The sequence below is a fragment of the Agrobacterium sp. El2ro-1b genome, from assembly GCF_048298475.1.
Lineage (GTDB): Bacteria > Pseudomonadota > Alphaproteobacteria > Rhizobiales > Rhizobiaceae > Agrobacterium > Agrobacterium fabrum.
In genome coordinates this window covers 656,779-678,254 of the sequence record NZ_CP103459.1, presented here as the reverse complement: position 1 = coordinate 678,254, position 21,476 = coordinate 656,779, and the positions used below count along the sequence as shown (strand labels likewise).

At 59.4% G+C, this 21,476-nt stretch carries 17 protein-coding genes and 1 pseudogene; 9 read left to right on the top strand and 9 right to left on the bottom strand.

All coding sequences use genetic code 11. From position 1 onward, the window contains the following. The first annotated feature begins 67 nt into the window (after positions 1-67). The gene (gene tet(30) / locus NYR50_RS17370) at positions 68-1,252 is read left to right on the top strand and encodes a tetracycline efflux MFS transporter Tet(30) (protein WP_418137698.1); all 1,185 of its coding nucleotides are present in this window, start codon (positions 68-70) and stop codon (positions 1,250-1,252) included. A gap of 152 nt (positions 1,253-1,404) precedes the next feature. On the opposite strand, the gene NYR50_RS17365 is transcribed toward tet(30), so the two are convergent. Then, positions 1,405-2,553 (bottom strand): ROK family protein, encoded by a 1,149-nt coding sequence (locus NYR50_RS17365; RefSeq protein WP_418137697.1) that lies wholly within the window; start codon positions 2,551-2,553, stop codon positions 1,405-1,407. Between the two features lie 90 nt (positions 2,554-2,643). Between NYR50_RS17365 and NYR50_RS17360 the strand changes: the two genes are divergently transcribed. The 5 genes from NYR50_RS17360 (at position 2,644) to ugpQ (ending at position 7,909) form a co-directional block, all read left to right on the top strand. Next, positions 2,644-4,017 (top strand): ABC transporter substrate-binding protein, encoded by a 1,374-nt coding sequence (locus tag NYR50_RS17360; protein WP_418137696.1) that lies wholly within the window; start codon positions 2,644-2,646, stop codon positions 4,015-4,017. Positions 4,018-4,083: 66 nt separating this feature from the next. Next, positions 4,084-4,995, top strand: coding sequence for a carbohydrate ABC transporter permease (locus NYR50_RS17355; RefSeq protein WP_418137695.1), 912 nt, complete (start codon positions 4,084-4,086; stop codon positions 4,993-4,995). After that, entirely contained in the window at positions 4,995-6,053 is a 1,059-nt protein-coding gene (locus NYR50_RS17350; protein ID WP_418137694.1) for a carbohydrate ABC transporter permease, read from the top strand. Before NYR50_RS17355 ends, NYR50_RS17350 begins: the two co-directional genes overlap by 1 nt. 5 nt (positions 6,054-6,058) lie before the next feature. Then, complete coding sequence (locus NYR50_RS17345; RefSeq protein WP_418137693.1) at positions 6,059-7,171, top strand: ABC transporter ATP-binding protein; 1,113 nt, start codon at positions 6,059-6,061, stop codon at positions 7,169-7,171. A gap of 12 nt (positions 7,172-7,183) precedes the next feature. Continuing rightward, a complete protein-coding gene (gene ugpQ, locus NYR50_RS17340; RefSeq protein WP_418137692.1) occupies positions 7,184-7,909 on the top strand; it encodes a glycerophosphodiester phosphodiesterase in 726 nt (241 codons plus the stop codon). A gap of 107 nt (positions 7,910-8,016) precedes the next feature. Here ugpQ and NYR50_RS17335 read toward each other — a convergent pair whose 3' ends face one another. From NYR50_RS17335 to NYR50_RS17320, 4 genes and pseudogenes are all read right to left on the bottom strand, one after another. Then, the gene (locus tag NYR50_RS17335; RefSeq protein WP_035216621.1) at positions 8,017-8,220 is read right to left on the bottom strand and encodes a cold-shock protein; all 204 of its coding nucleotides are present in this window, start codon (positions 8,218-8,220) and stop codon (positions 8,017-8,019) included. A 399-nt stretch (positions 8,221-8,619) separates the two neighbouring features. Then, positions 8,620-8,994 (bottom strand): annotated as a pseudogene (locus NYR50_RS17330) (cell division protein FtsZ); the annotation flags it as partial. 59 nt (positions 8,995-9,053) lie between these two features. Further along, positions 9,054-10,352, bottom strand: a complete 1,299-nt coding sequence (gene fabF, locus NYR50_RS17325; RefSeq protein ID WP_418137691.1) for a beta-ketoacyl-ACP synthase II — start codon at positions 10,350-10,352, stop codon at positions 9,054-9,056. Between the two features lie 148 nt (positions 10,353-10,500). Next, a complete protein-coding gene (locus NYR50_RS17320; protein WP_010973650.1) occupies positions 10,501-11,088 on the bottom strand; it encodes a TetR/AcrR family transcriptional regulator in 588 nt (195 codons plus the stop codon). A gap of 97 nt (positions 11,089-11,185) precedes the next feature. Here NYR50_RS17320 and NYR50_RS17315 point away from each other — a divergent pair, with 97 nt between their 5' ends. From NYR50_RS17315 to NYR50_RS17305, 3 genes are all read left to right on the top strand, one after another. Further along, entirely contained in the window at positions 11,186-12,295 is a 1,110-nt protein-coding gene (locus NYR50_RS17315) for an efflux RND transporter periplasmic adaptor subunit (protein ID WP_418137690.1), read from the top strand. Then, positions 12,295-15,405: an efflux RND transporter permease subunit gene (locus NYR50_RS17310; protein WP_418137689.1), complete on the top strand. Its 3,111-nt coding sequence runs from the start codon at positions 12,295-12,297 to the stop codon at positions 15,403-15,405. The genes NYR50_RS17315 and NYR50_RS17310 overlap by 1 nt, the downstream gene beginning before the upstream one ends. A gap of 74 nt (positions 15,406-15,479) precedes the next feature. Further along, on the top strand, positions 15,480-16,310 hold the full coding sequence (locus NYR50_RS17305) for an SDR family NAD(P)-dependent oxidoreductase (RefSeq protein WP_174011854.1): 831 nt from the start codon (positions 15,480-15,482) through the stop codon (positions 16,308-16,310). A gap of 23 nt (positions 16,311-16,333) precedes the next feature. Here NYR50_RS17305 and soxG read toward each other — a convergent pair whose 3' ends face one another. Genes soxG through NYR50_RS17285 form a run of 4 tightly spaced genes read right to left on the bottom strand, consistent with a single transcriptional unit; the run spans position 16,334 to position 21,397 of the window. Continuing rightward, the gene (gene soxG / locus NYR50_RS17300) at positions 16,334-16,894 is read right to left on the bottom strand and encodes a sarcosine oxidase subunit gamma family protein (RefSeq protein ID WP_174011386.1); all 561 of its coding nucleotides are present in this window, start codon (positions 16,892-16,894) and stop codon (positions 16,334-16,336) included. Continuing rightward, positions 16,887-19,850 carry a sarcosine oxidase subunit alpha gene (locus NYR50_RS17295; RefSeq protein ID WP_174011389.1) on the bottom strand — a complete coding sequence of 988 codons (2,964 nt, stop codon included), beginning with the start codon at positions 19,848-19,850 and terminating at the stop codon, positions 16,887-16,889. Before NYR50_RS17295 ends, soxG begins: the two co-directional genes overlap by 8 nt. Next, a complete protein-coding gene (locus NYR50_RS17290) occupies positions 19,847-20,122 on the bottom strand; it encodes a sarcosine oxidase subunit delta (protein WP_418137688.1) in 276 nt (91 codons plus the stop codon). The genes NYR50_RS17295 and NYR50_RS17290 overlap by 4 nt, the downstream gene beginning before the upstream one ends. Before the next feature lie 24 nt (positions 20,123-20,146). After that, positions 20,147-21,397, bottom strand: a complete 1,251-nt coding sequence (locus NYR50_RS17285; protein ID WP_418137687.1) for a sarcosine oxidase subunit beta family protein — start codon at positions 21,395-21,397, stop codon at positions 20,147-20,149. Positions 21,398-21,476 lie beyond the last annotated feature (79 nt).

Sequence of the window (21,476 nt, the reverse complement as noted above, 5' to 3'; positions counted from 1 at the left end):
TATCATTGATAAGGGAGCTTATCACCGATAAATTTATCACTGATAAAGCTTATAGGGATGCCACACCATGAACAAGGCCCTTATCGTTATTCTCTCAACCGTTGCCCTCGACGCCATTGGCGCAGGCCTGATCTTCCCGATCCTGCCGGACCTCTTGGTCGAGGTGACTGGCGGCGGCGACATCGGGTTTCTCTATGGGGTCATGCTGGCGGTATTCGCCATCATGCAATTTGTGTTCTCGCCGATCCTTGGTGCGCTCAGCGACCGGTTCGGCCGGCGCCCGGTCTTGCTGCTCTCTTTGGCTGGCACCTTGCTCGACTACCTCGTCATGGCATTTTCCCCACTCGGCTGGGTGCTCGTGGTCGGGCGGGCCATGGCGGGGATCACCAGCGCCAATATGGCGGTGGCAAGCGCCTACATCACCGACATCACCCCAGCCGAGCAGCGGGCGCAGCGGTTTGGCACGGTTGGCGCCGTGATGAGCCTGGGCTTTATCATCGGTCCCGTCATCGGCGGCGTCATGGGCGCCTGGTGGCTTCGGGCACCATTTCTTGTGGCAGCCCTTTTCAATGGTCTCAACCTGCTCGTTGCGCTGTTTGTTCTGCCGGAAAGCCGAAAGGCCGGTCCGGGCAGGTTTGCGTTCAAGGAACTTAACCCGTTGGCGCCATTGGTGTGGCTTTGGAATTTCAAGCCGCTCCTGCCACTTGTAACCGTCTCTGTCGTATTCGGTCTGGTGGCCGCCATACCGGGAACGATCTGGGTGCTCTATGGCGCCGAGCGGTTCGGATGGGATTCGGTGCATATGGGCCTGTCGCTATCGGTTTTCGGCATCAGTGGCGCTCTGGCGCAGGCCTTTCTCGTCGGGCCGCTCTCGCGCCGTTTTGGTGATCTCGGCACGTTGATGATCGGTGTCGGTTTTGACATGCTGGCTTATATGCTGATGGCCTTCGCCAACCAGAGTTGGATGGGCTACGCGGTAGCGCCTCTGTTTGCGTTGGGCGGCGTTGCCATGCCGGCGCTGCAATCTTTGGTAACCAGCCGCGTGAACGATGATCAGCAGGGCCAGTTGCAGGGCGTGCTCGCCAGCCTCATGAGCCTGGCGGGTATAATAGGGCCGGTCCTGACCACTGCGGTGTTCTTTTCCACCAAAAGCATCTGGATCGGGACGATCTGGCTGGTGGGGGCCGCACTTTATCTTCTCGCCTTGCCGCTGTTCGCGACGGTGAAAACCCCGAAGGCTGTGGCGGCTTGAAGACTCCGGACGTCATGCGCCTCATGTTTATCTTCGCCGCCGATTTGATGCCAGCAGCGCTGGTCATCGCTTCGAAACAGACAGGCACGAGCGTTGAACGGGAAATCAGAACGCCAGTTCAACGAGATTTCCACGCGACGCTTTTCGGCCGATCACGATTGCGAGCGCATATTGGCAATGGCTGGAAGGTCATGAAGGATCATGGCGGCCGCGCCGAAAGCCACTGTATCCGCAGCAGAGACTTCCGGCAAAAGAATTGCCGGCTGAAGAACTTTCGCTCCCTGGAAAGGATCGGAAAATGAAAAATCGAGCCAGGGGCATAATTGTTCCCGGATCATGCGGGGCAGGGAGCCTCCAACATATATTGCCTCGGGGGCCAGCACAGCGCTGAGGGAAAATCCCAGTCTGGCAGTTTCTGGCCCGGCCCGATTTATCCACGTCTCTACAAGCTCTTGATTGCTGTTCAGATAGGCGTTCCAGGCGTCTGGCGACCGGTCTGACGGTACATTGCCGGAATGACCCGCGCAAAATTCCGCCAAATCTTCGAAGGAGGGGCGCGTCAGGCCCCGTGCTCGCAATGCGCCTATTTCTCCGGCGTTACCGAAGTTGCCGCGGTAAAGTTGTTTCCCAATGATGATACCGCCGCCAATACCCTCGGACAGATACAGGTAAACGAAGTTTTCGTGGTCAGCGGCGTTGCCCAGCGTCAGTTCGCCCATCACGGCAGCGTTGGCATCGTTTTCGATCCTGACCGCACAGCCCAAACCCTGTTGAAGGGAAGCAGCGAGGTCTGGTCCGGACCATGATACGACTTCCTGCGCGAGATCGAGAAAAGACGCGCCCTGACGAAAGCGAGTGGGCATCGCGACCCCCGCGCCGACCGGTACTTCGTCCTCCAGGCCAGCCTGTTGCAGCAACCTGGCCTTGCCCTCGATAATCTCTTCCCGAACGTCCTCAAACGTGTCGTAGCGCCCGGGGCAGTGTAATTCACCCAATACGTCCCCGCAAAAATCGAGCAGGGTCAACGCGACAGAGAAGCGGTTGCAGTGAACCCCCAAGGCATAACCAACCGAAGGGTTCAGCTTGAGATTGATATGGGGGGCTCCACGTCCGGCCTGGCGCCTTTCCCCTTCAAGTATCACCCCGCGTTCAAGAAGGTCGCGCGTCATCATGCTGATGGCGGCGGCGGTGACGCCACACAGTTCGGCGATCTCGACACGGGAGGCTGATCCTCGGCGACGCAGATATCGCAGCACCGTGGCCTGCGTCGTTCCAATTCCATCAAAAGGCGCATGTCTCATCGAAATTTTTCCCCCATCACCTATGCGATGTCATGACTTTGTTACTTAAGCAACTTAATTAAATAAAAACCATCAACCGGATCAGTTGCCATGACCAAATCGCTTGCTTTCCTCGCCTCGGTGGCGATTTCTGCCCTTTCCGCCGGGTTGGCGCATGCAGAAGACATCGAGATCAAGATTTCCACCCTTGCCGAGCGCAGTGCACCGGGCCGCGTCACCAATATCGAAGGTGCCGCCGAGATCATGAACCAGCAATTCAAGGCTGCGGGCGTAGACAAGCGCATTGTCATCGAGGCCAATAATAGCGCCGTCAAAGGCTGGGACGATCTGGCGCTCGAAACGCTGAAGGCGCTCTCGGTCGGTCAGGGGCCGGATATCTACGTGCTGCCGCATGAGTGGATCGGCCAGTTCGCTCAGGAGGGTTATGCCCTGCAGATGGACGACAGGATTGCCGCTGCACCCTGGGTTTATGGCGATATCCTGCCCGTGCTTTGGAATTCCGCCAAGGCGACCGATGGCAAGATTTACGGCGTGCCGCAGGATGCGGAAATCCGCATGTTTTTCTACAACAAGGACATGCTGCGCAAGATCGGCAAAGATGAAGCCTTCATCGAAGGCCTGCCGGCCAAGGTCGAAGCGGGCGAATTCACGCTTGACGACCTGACGGCGCTTTCCAAGGAAGTCGTTGACGGCAAGGCCGCCGAATACGGCATGCTGCACCGCCCGAACGTCGGTATCGACTATCTGATGGTTTTTCAGTCCTACGGCGTAAAATTCATGGACGAAAAGACCGGCAAACTGATCTTCCCGAAGGCCGAGATGGCCAAGGCGCTTGGCTGGTATGAGCGCAACGCCAAGCAGGGCGTGACCCCCGTCGACAATACAGCCATGAGCTGGGATGCGATCCAGGGGGCCTTCAAGCAGGAAAAGGCCTTTGTCTTCCATCAGGGCGTCTGGGCCGTTGCCTGGCAGGTCGGTGAAAAGAACGGTGCAACCTGGCCGACCGACAAGGATGGTTATTTCCACAAGATAGGCTGGATTCCGGCGCCGGCGGCAGAAAAGGGCGGCAAGCCCGCAAACCTGTCGCATCCGCTTCTCTACACGGTCAATGCCAAGAGCAAAAATGCCGACATCGCCGCCGATCTCGTGGCGCTCGCGTCGCTGCCCTATTTCAACAATGAACACGCCGTCACCTCCTACCACACGGCAATCAGCCACGCGCAGACCGCGATGCCAAAATACGCTGACAACTGGGTTCTCTCTGCCGCATCGCCGATGATGAAACACGCGCAGTTCGTGCCGAACCACACCAAGTTCGGCAGCTATAACAAGGTTCTGTTCAGTGGCCTGCAGGCTGTCGAAACCGGCAAGATGACGGCTGCTCAGGCGGTGGATTTCATCGCCGACGAGCTTGAACTGCAGTTCGGCGGCGAGGTGGAAATCCGCGACGCCGCCAGCAACTGAGCCTGATCACCCCGTGCCGCCCGGCTTTGCCCCGGGCGGCATCACCTTTCCCACCGGTACTTTGCAATGTCGAATTTCCAGATCAGGCCTCACCGGCCGGCCCGGCCGCTGTTTTATCTCGCTCCGGCCATCGCCCTTCTCGTCGTGTTCTTCTTGGCGCCGATCGCCGTCAATGCGGTAATCGCTTTTACCGACATGGGGGCCAGCCTTCGGGTCGGCGAGTTTACCATGCGGAATTTTGAGCGGATCGTGCAGCGTGACGCGCGCATTCCGATGGTGTTGCTGACGACGCTGATCTATGTCACCGCCACCCTCTTCATCTTCAACGTCGGCCTCGGCGCGCTTCTGGCGATGACCTCGACGGCGATCCCGGACAGGCTCGGCAATTTCTTCCGGGGACTGTGGCTTTTGCCGCGCATGTCGCCCGCTGTCCTCTATGGCATCCTGTGGATATGGATCGCCGATCCGTCACCCTCGGGCCTGCTCAACCAGATTACCGCCACTCTTGGCCTTGCACCGATCAACCTTCGCAACGATTTCCCGCTGTTCCTGGTCATTCTGGCGAATGGTATCGTCGGCGCATCCTTCGCCATGGTGATCCTCACCTCGGCGATCCGCTCCATCCCATCCCATCTTGCCAATGCCGCGCGGGTTGATGGCGCCAGCGAATGGGGCGTGCTGCGCCATGTGGTGGCGCCGGCCCTGTCGCAGCCGATCCGCTTCATCACCATCTATCAGGCACTTTCACTGATGACGACCTATGAATATATCCTGCTGATCACCGGTGGTGGTCCGGTTTACGATTCCACGCCCTATGCGCTCTATATCTATCGCCGTGCTTTCGAAAATGGCGCCTATGCCTATGGCGCAGCACTGGCGCTCGGCCTGATGGTGATCGGCGTCGCCGCAACCTTGGTTCAATGGCGCGTTACCAATATGCGCTCCACCTTTGCCGCTCCCAGGATCGAGGTGCTGTGATGTCGCTTTCCCCTCCCGCATCATCCGCTGACTGGAAACGCCTCGAAAGCCGTGGCCTTGCCAATCGTGCCGGCTTTCTCTCCGCCATCATCCTTTTCTTGACGGTCGTGTCCGTTCCGGTACTGCTGCCCTATCTCTGGCTGGCAGTGAAGTCGTTGACGTCGTCGGATGATGCCGTCAGCCGTCTCGTTCTCTGGCGCAGCACCGGGATTGCCGGCGTCGCCTATCTGGGTGCGATCGTCATCGCGATACTGGCGGACCGGTTGCGCAGACCAGTATTTGCCTGGGCCGCACTGGGTCTTGTGGTCGTCATACTCGGCGGCATCGGCCTCTTCCCGCATCTGACATTCGAGAATTACCGTTTCCTCTGGAACCGCGATATCGCCGGAACCGGCACGACGCGCATGGATCTGTTGCCGTCGATCTGGACAGCGCTGGGCAGTTCGCTTGTCTTTGCGATTTCCCAGACATTGATCGTGACGCTGGTAGCAACGCCCGCAGCCTACGCTTTGTCGCGTTTTGCTTTTGCTGGGCGTGAAAATTTCCTGCGTGGTCTGCTGCTCCTGCACGCTTTCCCGGCTCTCGCGCTCACTGTCGCGATTTTCATCCAGCTTCACTATATGGGCCTGCTCAACAGCCTTACGGGCGTCGTGCTTGTCATGAGCGCGCTGGAACTGCCTTTCGCGATATTTGTCCTCAAGGGTTTTTTCGACAATGTGCCCTGGGACATCGAAATGAGCGCGGTGACCGATGGGGCAACACGGTCGCAGGCGTTTCGTATGGTGGTGTTGCCACAGGTTCGCGGCGGCCTGATTGCCGTCGCCACCTTTACCTTCCTCAGAGGCTGGGAGGAATATGTCTTCGTCCAGACGCTGCTCATCGACAAGAGCCACATGACGATGAGCCTCTACCTCTTCTTTGTCGCACAGGACAATATGGGAGCTGATTACGGCATGATCGCCGCCGTCGGTGTCGTCTATCTCCTGCCTGTGCTGATCCTCTACACCTTCACGCAAAAATACATCACGCAGATGAGTTTCGGCGGGATCAAGGGATAATCGTCATGGCCAAGATCACCCTCAATAAAGTCACCAAAAACTGGGGCGAGACCCAGGTTCTGAAGCCGATGAACCTCACCATCGAGAACGGCGAGTTCGTGGCCATTCTCGGTCCTTCCGGCTGCGGCAAATCGACGACGCTGTTTCTGCTCGCCGGGCTTTATGCGCCGACCGGCGGCGAGATCGCCTTCGATGGCCACAACGTCAATCGCATCGATGCCCGCGATCGCAATGTCGGCGTCGTTTTCCAGTCCTACGCGCTTTATCCAAACCTGACGGTCCGCGAAAACATTGCCTTCCCCTTACGTTTCAAAAGCATGGGAAAAGAGGAAGTCGCCAGACGCGTGGACGAGGCCGCAGCGCTCGTGCAGATAAGCTCCCTTCTCGATCGTCGTCCCTCGCAGCTTTCCGGCGGGCAGCAGCAGCGTGTGGCGCTTGCCCGCGCGCTGGTGAAGGAGCCGAATATTCTCCTGCTCGACGAACCGCTGTCCAATCTCGACGCCACGCTGCGCATCACCATGCGGGCGGAGCTCAAGAGCATCCAGAAACGCCTCGGCTTTACTACATTGATCGTCACCCACGACCAGATCGAAGCGATCACCATGGCGGACCGGATCATCTGCATGAACAATGGCGAAATCGCCCAGATCGGCACACCGGATGATCTCTATCGCCGTCCCAACAATCTGTTCGTCGCAGGTTTCATCGGCACACCGCCCATGAACCGTATGAAAGGCCATGCCAAAGGTGGTCGGCTGGAGATCGCCGAAGCGTCTTTTGATTTGACGTCAGACCATACCGGCGAGGTTACCTTCGGCCTGCGGCCCGAGGATATCACGCTTGTGTCTCTCGAGCGCGCCGCCCTCAAAGGAAAGGTCGCCAGCGTCGAGCCGATGGGGCGTGAAGTATTTTACACGATCGTCACGCCGGCTGGCCCGGTTCATGCGCTCGAATATGGTGAAAGCGTGCGGTACGCGCCGGGAGCGCAGGTCGGCATCGCCTGCAAACCGGATTTCACTCTGGTCTTCGACAAGGCCGGCGATCGCATCATCGGCCTTCATGCCGATCTCTCGCATGACGCAGAGGCGCGTGCCAGAACACTCCAACCGGCAAACTGACAGGAATTTGCAGTGACCAAGATCGTATCCCATCGCGGCGCCAACAGATTTGCGCCGGAGAACACCTTTGCTGCAGCCGATCTCGCACTTCAGCAGGGTGCCGACTATATCGAACTCGACGTGCGCGAAAGCGCGGACGGCGTGCTTTACGTCATTCATGACGACACGCTGGATCGCACGACCAACGGCACCGGTCCGGTCGGGCATATGCTGTCGAGCGAGATCGACACGCTTGATGCCGGCGGCTGGTTCGACGACAGGTTCAAGGGCACCATCGTGCCGCGGCTCGATGCTTATCTCGAACATCTGCGTGGTCGTGCCGGTGTTTATATCGAACTGAAATATTGCGACCCCGCCAAGGTTACGGCCCTTGTGCGCCATCTCGGCATGGTGCGCGATACGTTTTATTTTTCCTTCTCCGAAGAGATGCGTCAGGGTTTGCAGTCGATCGCACCCGAGTTCCGCATGATGATGACACTCGACATCGCGAAATCCCCATCGCTTGTCGGGGCCGTGCATCATGCGTCGATCATCGAGATAACCCCCGCGCAGATGCGCCGTCCCGGCATCATCGAGGCGAGCCGCAAAGCCGGTCTGGAAATCATGGTCTATTACGGTGGCGATGACATGGCCGTTCATCGCGAAATCGCAGCGAGCGATGTAGACTACATCAACCTCGACCGCCCGGACCTGTTCGCCGCTGTCCGCAGCGGGATGGAGGAACTATTGCCTGCTTAGAGCAACTCCCCCGTCCATCGAACAAGGATACCCTCACTTGGTCTTTTGGTTCGTATGACGGCGGTGGCGGCCCAAGCGCTATCGTGCGTTGGGCCGCGGCGCTGCCATCAAAGGAGAGTAACGTTCTCGGCCTTCGATTTGCCGGTCTTGCGGTCTTGTCCCAACTCGTAGCTCACCTTCTGGCCATCCTGAAGAGAGCCGCCGAAACCGACCGCCGAGATGTGAACGAATACGTCAGGACCGCCATTGTCAGGGGTAATGAAGCCAAAGCCCTTGTCCTGAGCGAAGAATTTTACAGTGCCAGTTGCCATCTTGTCCTCGTTGATTGCTGAGTGCACCTCAACGCAATACCGATCATTGATCGGTACGGCAAGGATTTCGGTGACAAGCAAATCCATCGGTTCGGATGAATTCTATCTAACTATATGTTTTGCAACAATTTTTAATGATAAAGATCGTTCATATTCTCGGCCGAGTTACGTGGAAAACCTGCTCATTCGCCACGTTCCACCTCGTTATTCTTCACGTAACGTGGCAGGAGAGCAGCCGATCTGTGCCGTAACTGATGAAACAGCAGCCCGCCGTGAGGGATGTTCTGCCTCGATATCCAGCACCATAGGAATAGAACGTTTTCTCGCTCATGTCGGCTCCGCGTTCTCAAAAATAAGAGCCGTAAACCAACCATTTCGATTACCGGAAAGTGGTGATCCAGCACGGGCAATAACGGGTGCCGCCCCTGTGCCTGTTCCGCCCCCCATGCCCGTCGTCACGAAACACATATGCATTCCGTCGAGGTGGTCCATGATCTCGTCAATCGATTCTTCGGCTGCCGCCTGTCCAATATCAGCCAATGACCCGGCACCAAGCCCCTCCGTGACCGTTGGGCCAAGCTGGACAAGCCGTGGCGCTTTTGACATCGACAATGCCTGGGCATAGGTATTCGCAACGATAAACTCCGCGCCCTCCAGATCCTGCATGATCATGTTGTTGACCGCCTTACCGCCGCCACCGCCGATGCCGATGACGGCAATTCTGGGCTTGAGGAGCGTTATGCCGGGCGGCGCTGTGACCATTGTTGGTTTCATGGAAGCCGATCTCCTGGCAAAGGCATGATTTCATGTGGTTGTGAACGTGGTGACGAGCGTTAGCGCACGGAGGATACCCCGCTATTGCTTGCCTTTGGCCAGCGCCGGAAAAGAACGCTGGCATTGACGCCGCCAAAACCGAAGCCGTTGGATATGGCATATTCGGCATCCAGGGATCGTGCCTGGTTGGCAACAAAATCGATCCCGTCCGATTCCGGATCCGGCGCGTTCAGGTTCAGGGTCGGAGGGGCAATCCGATTTTTGAGCGCCAGAATCGTGAAGATGGCTTCCAGCCCGCCGGCCGCGCCAAGCAGGTGCCCCGTCGCCGACTTGGTTCCACTGACGGCAACCGACTTTCGTTGCCCAAACACACTCTTGATGGCCCTGATTTCTCCGAGGTCCCCGACTGGCGTTGATGTCGCATGCGCGTTCAGATGACCAATCTCATGAGGGGCGATGCCCGCTTGCGCGATGGCGATCTCCATCGCCCTGCGCGCGCCGCTGCCGTCCTCAGGGCCTGAGGTGATATGGTGGGCGTCGGCTGTCGTGCCGTATCCAACGAGTTCGGCAATCGGGGTGGCGCCGCGGGCGAGAGCGTGGCTGAGTGCCTCGATGACGAGTACGCCCGCGCCTTCACCCATGACGAAGCCGTCACGCGCGGTATCGAAGGGACGCGACGCCTTGGTCGGCGTCTCGTTGAAACCGGTCGAAAGCGACCTTGCCGCCGCGAAGCCGCCGAGGCTGACGATGTTCATGCAAGCTTCCGTTCCACCGCAAACCGCAATGTCGGCTTCATTGGACCGGATAAGCCGTGCGGCGTCGCCGATCGCCTGAACGCCGGCGGCACATGCCGTTACGGGTGCTCCCAGCGGACCTTTGAAACCATGGCGGATCGAGACTTGCCCGGCTGCGAGATTGACGAGGAAAGACGGTATCGTGAAGGGAGAGAGGCGGCGTACACCGCGTTGATCAACGGTTCGCACGGCTTCGGTGATCGCAGGGAAACCGCCGATGCCGGATGCGATGATTGTCGCAGTTCGCAACCTGTCTTCATTCGAGACCGGCTTCCAGTTTGCCTGCGCCAGCGCTTCTTCCGCCGCCGCCAGCGCGAAGATGATGAAGCGGTCGACCTTGCGCTGATCCTTTGGCGCAATGATCCTGTCCGGATCGAATCCTCCTTCTGGGTCTTCGGCGAGAGAAGGGACAACGCCTCCCACTTTCGAAGGAAGATCTCCGACGACATCGTCGGTCAGTCGCCTAATCCCGCTTTGGCCAGCAAGGAGGCGTGACCATGAGATATCCACATTTGCACCAAGGGGGCTGACGGCTCCCATTCCTGTTACAACGATACGACGCATCTGTTTTCCACCTGTCTTCAGGATAAAAATAGGCATGCCTTCGGCGTCCCAACCGACAACAGGGTCAGGATCATTTCTCCAGACATGCAGTTTAAGCAGAGCCTAGGACGCTCTCACCTCCCAGGGTGGTCGGACCGGGCCGTCGCCTTCAGTCATCACCATCACTGCGCGCGATACGCTTGACTTCGCCAGCGGCCGCATCGAGGACGCTTTCCGACAGGCGTTCGTCTTCGATGATGCGGGAAAGCGTGACGGCCCCCACCATCATCGACAGGATCGCCATCGCCTTTTCGCTGGGGCCGGAACTGTCGGCGTGACCCATGAGTTCATCCAGCACCTCAAAATGGCCACGGATACCGTCCTCGAACGGACGTCGGACTTCCGCGCTCTGCCGGGCGGCATCCGACCCCAAAGCGACAAGAGGGCAACCTTCGGCTTTCTCTCCTCTGTGATCCTTGGAAAGATAGAACGCCATAATTGCTTCCAGCGGATCTGAGGTGTCTGCGGCCGCGTCTGACCATCTTCTTGTGGCGCTTTCGAGCGCGCGCCGGGATGCAAGGGCGGCAAGGTCGTCCTTCGAGGCGAATTGTTTGTAGAATCCCCCCTGCGTAAGGCCAGCGCCCTTCATCAGATCCTTCAGCCCTATCCCGTCGAACCCATGCTCTCGAAACAGCCGGCTTGCAACGGTGATGACCCTCTCTCGATTTTCCTCGGCCTGTGCGCGGCTCACTCTCATGTGGACCTCCAATTAGATTGCACTTGACGTCTATATATGATTTAGATTTAGGATGAAATCTAAGAATTACGCTATCGCTGTCGAGAAGGCCAGTCCCATGAAACGAAAAATCCTCCTGTCAACTGTGGCTGTGGCTGCTCTCTTCGGGGTCGGAGCTGCCATTTTCCTACTCCCATCGACGAGCAAGGATGCGGAGGCCGCGGATCCCCGCAGCCTCGCTCCGCTCGTCAGCGTGACGAAGGTCAAGACCCCGGACACGGCAAGCCGAAGCTTCACCGGCACGGTGGCCGCCCGGGTCCAAAGCGATCTCGGCTTTCGGGTCCCCGGAAAGATCGTCGAACGGTTGGTGGGCCTTGGTGAGGAAGTAAAGGCCGGGCAGCCCCTGATGCGGATCGACGAGACAGATCTTCGACTGGCCCTGACGGCCAAACGGAATGCGGTGGAAGCGGTGCAGGCAGCCTTTGTCCAAGCGCAAGCAGACGAGAAGCGCTTTGCGGTCCTCGTCAAATCCAACGCCGCGTCCACCCAGCAGTATGAAAGGTCAAAGGCCACACTGGATACGGCGACAGCTCAACTCGCCGCCGCCAGGGCTGATGCGACAGTGGCTGAAAACGAGGCGGCCTATGCTCTGCTTGTCGCAGACGCGGATGGCACGATCGTCGAAACACTCGCCGAACCGGGCCAGGTGGTCTCGGCGGGGCAGCCGGTCATCCGGCTGGCGAAGGCAGGACCGCGCGAAGCGCTGGTCTGGCTGCCGGAAAATCTGCGGCCCGAGATTGGCGCTGTGGCGCAGGCCGCTGTCTATGGTCGTAACATGCAAGAAAAAGCGGCGCTCCGCCAGATATCCGATGCTGCGGATCCCCAGACACGGACCTATGAAACGCGCTGGGTGTTGCAGGGCGCTACCGCGACCGCGCCATTGGGGGCGACGGTTACGATCAGCGTCGAGAACAAGGACGCGCTGAGCCACGCCGAAGTCCCCGTTGGCGCCCTGCTGGATGACGGCAATCGCACGGGCGTGTGGATCGTCGACGAGCAATCCTCAAGCGTTCATTTCCAGGCAGTGAAAGTGGAGCGGATTGGCGAGGAGAAGGCCATTGTTTCGAGCCTGAGGGCAGGGGAGACAGTCGTCGCGCTCGGAGCGCATCTGCTTCAGGATGGTGCGAGCGTTCGCATCGGCGTGGAAAAAGCAGAGGCGGCAAACTGATGAGCTTCAACCTATCCGCGCTCGCTGTTCGTGAGCGGGCAATCACCCTGTTCCTCATCGTCCTGCTGGCCGCCGCCGGCGCTTATGCATTCATCAAACTTGGCCGCGCCGAAGATCCCTCATTCACCATCAAGACCCTGACTGTCACATCCGTCTGGCCCGGCGCGACCGCGCGTGAGATGCAGGACCTTGTCGCCGAACCGCTTGAAAAGCGCATTCAGGAATTAACCTGGTACGATCGCGTGGAAACGACCACGCGCCCCGGTTACGCCTTCCTGACCGTGACGCTCCGGGATGATACGCCGGCATCGGCCGTCGAAGGGGAATTTTACCAGGCGCGCAAGAAACTTGGAGACGAAGCCCGCAATCTTCCTCCGGGGGTGATCGGTCCCTTCGTCAATGACGAATATTCCGACGTCAGCTTCGCGCTTTATGCCCTGAAAGCCAAAGGCATGGCGATGCGTGACCTCGTGCGTCAGGCCGAGACGATCCGTCAGGACATGCTTCACGTTCCCGGTGTGAAGAAGATCAACATTCTCGGCGAGCAGCCGGAGCAGATTTTCGTAGAGTTTTCCTATTCCAAGCTGGCGACCCTGGGGATCTCGGCGCAAGACATTGCTTCCGCCCTGCAACGGCGCAATACCGTCACCCCGGCGGGTTCGATCGATACGCAGGGGCCGCAAGTCTTCATCCGGTTCGATGGCGCCTATGACAGCGTCGAGTCGATTGCCGATACGCCCATCGTCGCAGCCGGACGCGTCCTCAAGCTTTCGGATTTCGCCGAGGTGCGCCGCGGATATCAGGATCCCGCCACCTATCTCATTCGCCATGACGGCGAGCCAGCCATCATGCTTGGCGTGGTGATGCAGCAGGGCTGGAACGGGCTGGAACTGGGCAAGGCGCTGGAAGAACGGTCTTCGACAATTGCGCAAACCCTGCCGCTCGGCGTGACACTCGCGAAAGTCAGCGATCAGGCGGTCAACATCGAAGAGGCCGTCGGCGAGTTCATGCTGAAGTTCGCCATGGCGCTCGGTGTCGTATTGTTCGTCAGCCTCATCGCACTGGGCTGGCGTGTCGGCATCGTTGTGGCGCTTGCCGTTCCGCTCACCCTTGCCGTTGTGTTCCTGATCATGCTCGAAACGGGTCGGTTCTTTGACCGCATCACGCTCGGCGCGCTGATCCTTGCGCTCGGCCTTCTGGTTGACGACGCCATCATCGCCATCGAAGTCATGGTCGTGAAGATGGAAGAGGGCATGGACCGCATCAAGGCGGCCGCATATGCCTGGAGCCATACGGCGGCGCCGATGCTGTCCGGCACGCTGGTCACAATCATCGGACTGATGCCTGTGGGTTTTGCCCGCTCGACTGCGGGTGAATATGCCGGGAACATCTTTTGGGTCGTGGGCTTCGCCCTGATCGTTTCCTGGATCGTGGCGGTCACATTCACACCTTATCTCGGCGTGAAGATGCTGCCTGAGATAAAACCGGTGGAGGGTGGTCATCATGCGATCTACAATACGCCGAATTACCGGCGGCTTCGCAGCCTCATCGAGTTCGCGGTTCGTCACAAGTTCCTGACCTGCGGTCTCGTCGGCGTTATCATGGCCGTCTCTGTCGTCGGCATGGGTTCCGTCAAGCAGCAGTTCTTCCCAACGTCGGATCGTCCCGAAGTGCTGGTGGAAGTGCGCATGCCCGAAGGCGCCAGTATCGAGACCACGACGGCAACCGTCAAAAAACTCGAGGGCTGGCTGAAAGAGCAGCCCGAAACGAAGATCGCCACCAGCTATATCGGTCAGGGCGCTCCGCGCTTCTTCTTCGCCATGGCGCCTGAACTGCCGAATCCGGCTTTCGTCAAGATCGTCGCACTGACGCCCGACGCCCATGCGCGTGAGGAACTCAAACATCGCCTTCGGGAAGCGATTGCAAGCGGCCTTGCTCCAGAAGCCAACGTGCGCGTTACGCAGCTCGTCTTCGGTCCCTATACGCCGTTCCCGGTGGAGTTCCGTATCACGGGTCCCGACCCGGACCAGTTGTACAAGATTTCCGACGAGGCCCTTGCGATCATGCGGAGTGTGCCGGATGTGCGCCAGCCCAACCGCGACTGGGGCAACCGCACGCCAGTCCTGCGCTTTATCCCCGATCAGGATCGTCTCAACCTTATCGGCCTCTCGCCTGCCGAGGCTGCGCAGCAGATGCAATTGCTGCTGAGCGGCGTGCCGATCACACAGGTCCGGGAAAACATCCGCAACGTTCCGGTGGTTGCGCGTAGCGCCGGCGAAAACCGGCTCGATCCTTCACGGCTTTCGGATTTTTCTCTGATGAGCAGGAGCGGCCGCCCGGTTCCGCTCGATCAGATCGGCCACTCCGAGATCCGTTTCGAGGAGCCCATCATGAAGCGCCGTGACCGCACGCCGGTCATCACGATCCGTTCTGACATAAACGAGGCAACCCAGCCGCCGGAAGTGTCGCAGCAGGTATTCAAGGCTCTGCAGCCGTTGATCGCCTCGCTTCCCGCCGGCTACCGCATCGAAATGGGCGGTAATATCGAGGAATCTCTCAAGGCGAATACAGCGCTTGTGAAGATTTTCCCGCTCATGGTTGCCGCCATGCTTATCGTCATCGTCCTTCAGGTCCGCAGCCTGTCGACGATGACCATGGTAATGCTGACGGGCCCGCTCGGCCTTGCCGGCGCGGTTCCGATGTTGCTCATCTTCAATCAACCCTTCGGTTTCAACGCCATCCTCGGGCTTATCGGCCTGGCGGGTATTCTCATGCGCAACACCTTGATCCTGACGGAGCAGATCAAGGAAAATCAGGCTGCGGGTCTGGATGACTACCATGCCGTCATCGAAGCCACCGTGCAGAGAACAAGGCCGGTTATCCTGACCGCGCTCGCCGCCGTCCTCGCCTTCATCCCGCTGACGCATTCGGTTTTCTGGGGATCAATGGCCTATACGCTGATCGGCGGCACCGCCGTCGGGACCGTCATGATCCTGCTGTTTCTTCCCGCACTTTATGCGGCCTGGTTCCGCATCAAGCCGCCCCGTAGCGAGGCACCGTCAGTGGCAGCGACAGTCGAAGAATATCAGCATTCGCTAGCTGCCGAGTAGCGCGCAAATCAACCGGTCACGCACCACCTATGCTGTTGCGTGAGCCTGATCCAATGAATGTGAAGGAAAAACAGATGCAGCATACAGACGATACGAGAGACATCGCCGGTGTACAAAAGCCGGAGGCTCCATCGGGAAGACGAGCTCTCATCACGGGCGCATCGAGTGGCCTTGGGATCGAATTTGCCGAGCTTTTGGCAGCGCAGAAGATCAACCTCGTGCTCGCAGCCCGTCGAAAGAAGCCGATGGAAAAACTTGCCGAGGACCTTCGCCTAAGACATGGCGTCGACATTCTTGTTGAGCCTATCGACCTTGCCGCACCCGGAGCCGCAGCGCGCCTGAAAGACAGCCTGAACGAAAGGGCGATACAGATCGACATCCTGGTGAACAATGCCGGATACGGGCTGCAGGGTGAGTTTCTGAAAACCCCGATCGAGCGCACCACCGATATGATTCAGCTCAACATCACGGCGCTGACTGAACTCAGCTATGTTTTCGGCCGGGACATGGCCGCCAGGGGATCGGGAGAGATTCTTCTGATAGCCAGTCTATTGGCTTTCCAGCCTGTCCCTACCTATGCCGCATATGCGGCCACGAAATCTTACGTGCTGTCATTTGGTGAGGCTTTGCACGACGAATTTCGCACCCAAGGCGTGGTCGTCACCAGCCTTTGCCCGGGGCACACTGAAACAGGATTTGATGCCGCTGCCGGCGCTCAGGTCTCGCCGATGTTGCGCCTGCTCACCATGAAACCCCGTCCCGTTGCAGAAGCCGGACTTGAAGCGCTCGCCAAAGGCAAGGCGTCCGTTATCGCCGGTTTCATGAATAAGGTGGTTGCGTTTTCAACTCGTCTGACCCCGCGTTCCATGCAGCGCGCTTCCATGCGCAAAGTAATGGTGCCGTAGAACTGGAGAATGCGGTACGGGGTTTAATTGAACTCCAGGCTCATGCGAACGAGATCGTCCCACAGGCTCTCCGCGAAACCGCGCAGCACGATAATTTCAAAAGCGGAAATATCGACACGGGTGACATGAGCGGCGATATGGCCGATCAGCGTCGTGGCGGAGCGTCCGGCCGGAAAAGCTGCGATAGAAAGGTCGACCGCCGTTCCCTTTGTCAGCACCCGCTCGGCCATCTTGCCTTCGATGCGGATGCGCACGCGCCCCTGGCTCTGGTCCACACCCGCTGCCTGCGGCTCGAGCGCGGCGAGAAGCGTCTTCATATCCACGCCAGACAGCGGCTGTTCACCGACGATGAACCATTGACCGGGAGAGACGGCGCGCACATCGCCTTTGTCCAGGCCGCGCAGGCGGGCCTCCATATCCGATACGTCGGGTGAGGCCAGCACATGGACGATCATGCCTTCCGGCAGCGGCGAGAGCTTGATGGCGGCGGAGGCAATCGCTGCCTTCGCGCCAAGCACCGGGCGGAGGGCCGGTCGGAAATCAGATGTGAAACCGGATTTGTAGTCGGTCTTGCGATCAGACATGGAGCTTCTCATTCTCAGGGTCGAAGAAAACCGGATTGCAGAGGCGGGCGGTGGTGAACTCGTTGCGCAGACCGTTCCAGACCATGACCTCCTCGCCATGGCGGGCAGCACCGTTCTTGACGAGGGCGAGGCCGATGGTCGAGCCGAGATGTGGTGAAAAGGCGCTTGAGGTCACATAACCTTGATCATTTTCCAGCGTTGCCGCAGCATCCCTGGCGAGAATATGCGAGCCGCTGCGGAAGGAGTGGTCGGGATCAAGCGGCATGACACCAACGAGGCCTGGACGGTCCGCCGCCGAAAGGCCCTCGCGCTCCAGCATCCGCCGGCCGATGAAATCGGCCTTGGTGGTGGAGACCATTTTGCCGAAACCGAGATCAGCCGGCACCACCGTACCGTTGATCTCATTATGGGTAACATGGCCTTTTTCGATGCGCAGCACGCCGAGCGCCTCGACGCCATAGGGCATGATGCCTTCGGGCGCGCCCGCTTCCATCAGCGCATCGGCAACGCTCTCGCCGTAACCAGCCGGCACGGCAAGCTCGTAGGCCAGCTCGCCGGAGAAGGAAATACGGAACAGTCGCCCGTGCAATTGCCCACCAAACAGGGAGACTTCTTTGGCGGCCAGAAAGGGGAAGGCCTCATCCGAAATATCCTCATCGACGATCCTTTGAAGAATGCCCCGTGCCTTTGGCCCGGCAATCGCCATCTGCGCCCATTGGTCGGTGACGGAGGCAAGCCGCACGTCGAGATCCGGCCAGAGCGCCTGGGCGCAGAATTCCAGATGGTTCATGACACCAGCCGCATAAGCCGTGGTGGTGGTCATGAAGAAGCGGTTTTCCTCCAGCCGGCTGGTGGTGCCGTCGTCATAAATCATGCCGTCTTCGCGCAGCATCAGGCCATAACGCGCCTTGCCGACCGCGAGCTTGAGAAAGGCGTTGCAATAAACCCGGTTGAGAAATTCGGCGGCGTCCTTGCCACAGATTTCTATCTTGCCGAGCATCGATACATCGCAGAGCCCGGCATTTTTGCGGACGTTCAATACCTCGCGGTCGACGCTTTCCCGCCAGCCGTTTTCGCCTTTGCGGGGAAACCAGGAGGAACGATACCACAGACCAGTTTCAACGAAGACCGCGCCGTTTTTCTCGGCCCAGCCATGCAGCGGCGATTTGCGCACCGGCTGGAAATGATGGCCGTGATAGGCTCCTGTCAGGGCGCCGAAGGAGACGGGCGTATAAAAGGGCCGGAAGGTGGTGGTGCCGACCTCCGCCGGGGAAACCCCACGCGCTTCGGCCAGCAGCCCGATGGCGTTGACATTGGAAAGCTTGCCCTGATCGGTCGCCATGCCGTTTGTCGTATAACGCTTGGCCAGCTCGACATGGCCATAACCTTCACGGATGGCGAGGCCCAGATCCTTGCGATGAACATCGTTCTGGTAATCGACAAAGGCTTTCGCTTTGATGCCGGGGATGGACCAGAGCGCCTTTGCGGGCGGAGCCACGATATCGTTTTCCACCATGCCGAATGCCGGTATGGTTGATGCAAAACCGAGGTCTTGCGCCAGTGCCGCGCCCTTTCGCGCGCCGTCCTCAAGGCAGGCTGCGATACCGTTCGTTGCGGAAACCGCGCCGGCGAGGTCCAAACCTTTGAGGTTGCCGGGTGCCAGGAAAGCGGCATGGTCTTCCGACCAGACCGGTTTGCCGCCGCGATGGCAGGCGAGATGGATGACGGGGCTGAAACCGCCAGACATCGCCAGCGCATCCACATCAAGGCTTTCCGTACGGCCGTTTACATAAATCTCGATGGCGGAAAGCGCCTTGCCACCCTTCGCATTCGAGACGACGCCACCCTTGATGACACGCGCCTTGCCGTCATAGCCCGGATGACCCTGCTCGCGGCTATCGACGATGGCGGCAAGAGGAATGCCCCGTGCCTCCAGATCGCGGGCGAGCGCGTAACCACTGTCATTGGTGGTGAAAATTGCCGCCGTTTTGCCGGGGCTGACGGCATAGCGGTTGAGATAGCTGCGCATCGCGCCGGCCATCATCACGCCGGGAATGTCGTTGCCGCCAAACACCAGCGGCCGCTCTTCTGCGCCGGTGGCGAGCAGCGCGCGCTTGGCCACAATGCGCCACAGACGCTCCACGGGCACATGCACTTTCGGGTTGGCCAGGTGTTTCTGCAGCCGCTCCACCGCACCGAAGACATTGCCGTCATACCAGCCGAAAGCCGTGGTTCGCGTCAGCACCGTCACATCAGGCAGGGCTTCGAGTTCGGCGACGCAGTTTGCGGCGAAATCCGCAGCGCTTCTTCCGCCGACGGTCGCGGTTTCGGAAAGAAGCCCGCCACCCGCCGCGGAATGTTCATCGACGATGATGACGCGCGCTCCGGCGCGGCCGGCGGCAAGGGCTGCCGCAAGTCCTGTAGCGCCCGCGCCGATCACCAGCAGGTCGCAATGCGCCCAGCATTTGTCATAGGCATCCGGGTCCGCCTCGTAGCTCGCCTTGCCGAGGCCGGCCGCCTTGCGGATGAAGGGCTCGTAGATTTTTTCCCAGAAGGCGGCGGGCCACATAAAGGTCTTGTAATAGAACCCCGCGCCGAGGAAGGGCGACAGCAGGCCGGTCAATGCGCCGATATCGAAATCCAGCGAGGGCCAGCGGTTCTGGCTTTTCGCTTCCAGCCCGGCATAAAGCTCCTGCATGGTGGCGCGTGTATTCGGCTCGGTGCGGCCACCGCTGCCAATGGTCATCAGCGCATTCGGCTCGGCGGCGCCCGCGGTCAATATGCCGCGCGGGCGGTGATATTTGAAGCTGCGGCCGACGAGTTGCTGTCCATTGGCGAGCAGGGCGGAGGCGAGGCTGTCACCCGCAAAGCCTGACATCGTCTTGCCGTCGAAGGTGAAGGAAAGCGGTTTGGAGCGGTCGATCAGACCGCCGGTCTTGAGGCGGTTGGAACTCATGCGCTTGTCACTTTCGTCTTTTCGGCAGCGTCGCGGCAGGCGGATATTTCGTGGGTCACGGTATCGCGGGCCACGACCAGCCAGCGGCGGCAACCGGAGGTGTGGTGCCAATATTCCTCATAAGAGCCGCGCGGATTGTCGCGCAGATAGACATAGTCACACCACTCATCGGTGCCAGCATCGGCGGAGGGCCTTTGGAGGACTGCACCCTTGATGATGAATTCTTCCTTGGGTCTTGGCCCGCAATGCGGGCAGGGTACGAGACTTGCCATATCGAACGTCCTTGATCCGCTGGATTAATGAAGGTTGGGCTGGGCGCCCTGGCCTTTTTCATCGATGAGATAACCACGCCGGAAACGATCCAGCCGGAAGGCCGTTGCCGTTTCCTGCGGTGTGCCGCGTGCGAGAAGATGGGCAAAACAGAAACCGGAAGCGGGTGTCGCCTTGAAGCCACCGTAACACCAGCCGGCATTCAGATAGAGATTGTCGATGGGGGTTTGGTCGATGATCGGCGAGCCGTCCATCGACATATCCATGATGCCGCCCCAGGAGCGTAGCACCCGGACGCGGGAAAGCGCCGGTATCATCGCCTTGCCGGCTTCCGCCACATGTTCGACCGTCGCCAGATTGCCGCGCTGGGCATAGGAATTGTAGCCGTCTATATCCCCACCGAAAACGAGGCCGCCCTTATCGGATTGCGAGACGTAAAAATGGCCGGCCCCGAAAGTGACGACGCCATCGATAAAGGGTTTCAGCCCTTCGGACACGAAAGCCTGCAAGACATGGCTTTCGATCGGCAGTTTCAGCCCGGCCATGGCGGCGACCTGCGAGGAATTACCCGCCGCTGCCAAAGCCAGCTTGCCGCAACCGATGAAGCCGCGGCTCGTCTCGACACCCACGACCGCGCCGTTTTCGCGGCGAATGCCTGTCACCTCACAGCCCTGGATGATCTCGACGCCCCGGCTGTCTGCACCGCGCGCATAACCCCAGGCGACGGCATCGTGACGGACGGTGCCGCCGCGCTTTTGCAGCAATCCACCCTGAATGGGGAAGCGGGCACTGTCGAAATCGAGAAACGGCAACATCGCCTTGACAGAGGCGCGGTCCAACAAGTCGGCATCGACGCCGTGCAGCCGCATGGCATTGCCGCGCCTTGTATAGGCATCGCGCTGCGCATCCGAATGGAAGAGATTGAGCACACCGCGCTGCGAAACCATTGCGTTGAAATTGAAATCCTGTTCCAACCCTTCCCACAACTTCATCGAAAGCTCGTAGAACGGGTTATTGCCCGGAAGCAGGTAATTGGAGCGGATGATCGTGGTATTGCGGCCGACATTGCCGGAGCCGATGTAGTTTTTCTCCAGCACCGCGACGTTGGTGATGCCGAATTCTTTGGCGAGATAGTAGGCCGTCGCCAGCCCGTGCCCGCCGCCGCCAACGATGATGACGTCATAATGCGGTTTCGGCGACACCTCCCGCCATGCGGGTTTCCACGCCTTGTTTCCGAAAAGGCCGTTCTTGAAAATCGAAAAAGCAGAATAGCGCATCTGGCGTACCTCGAACCATATCGAGCAAGCTTAGCGATGTCGTTCGGATGGGGATTGCAGATAAGGGACATTATGATTT

Coding starts and splice junctions, on each gene's coding strand:
- NYR50_RS17360 (WP_418137696.1), top strand. CDS start 2,644: ATGACCAAATCGCTTGCTTTCCTCGCCTCGGTGGCGATTTCTGCCCTT.
- soxG (WP_174011386.1), bottom strand. CDS start 16,894: ATGTCTGATCGCAAGACCGACTACAAATCCGGTTTCACATCTGATTTC.
- NYR50_RS17335 (WP_035216621.1), bottom strand. CDS start 8,220: ATGGCAACTGGCACTGTAAAATTCTTCGCTCAGGACAAGGGCTTTGGC.
- NYR50_RS17355 (WP_418137695.1), top strand. CDS start 4,084: ATGTCGAATTTCCAGATCAGGCCTCACCGGCCGGCCCGGCCGCTGTTT.
- NYR50_RS17285 (WP_418137687.1), bottom strand. CDS start 21,397: ATGCGCTATTCTGCTTTTTCGATTTTCAAGAACGGCCTTTTCGGAAAC.
- NYR50_RS17320 (WP_010973650.1), bottom strand. CDS start 11,088: ATGAGAGTGAGCCGCGCACAGGCCGAGGAAAATCGAGAGAGGGTCATC.
- NYR50_RS17310 (WP_418137689.1), top strand. CDS start 12,295: ATGAGCTTCAACCTATCCGCGCTCGCTGTTCGTGAGCGGGCAATCACC.
- NYR50_RS17350 (WP_418137694.1), top strand. CDS start 4,995: ATGTCGCTTTCCCCTCCCGCATCATCCGCTGACTGGAAACGCCTCGAA.
- fabF (WP_418137691.1), bottom strand. CDS start 10,352: ATGCGTCGTATCGTTGTAACAGGAATGGGAGCCGTCAGCCCCCTTGGT.
- NYR50_RS17290 (WP_418137688.1), bottom strand. CDS start 20,122: ATGGCAAGTCTCGTACCCTGCCCGCATTGCGGGCCAAGACCCAAGGAA.
- NYR50_RS17295 (WP_174011389.1), bottom strand. CDS start 19,850: ATGAGTTCCAACCGCCTCAAGACCGGCGGTCTGATCGACCGCTCCAAA.
- NYR50_RS17365 (WP_418137697.1), bottom strand. CDS start 2,553: ATGAGACATGCGCCTTTTGATGGAATTGGAACGACGCAGGCCACGGTG.
- NYR50_RS17345 (WP_418137693.1), top strand. CDS start 6,059: ATGGCCAAGATCACCCTCAATAAAGTCACCAAAAACTGGGGCGAGACC.
- NYR50_RS17305 (WP_174011854.1), top strand. CDS start 15,480: ATGCAGCATACAGACGATACGAGAGACATCGCCGGTGTACAAAAGCCG.
- NYR50_RS17315 (WP_418137690.1), top strand. CDS start 11,186: ATGAAACGAAAAATCCTCCTGTCAACTGTGGCTGTGGCTGCTCTCTTC.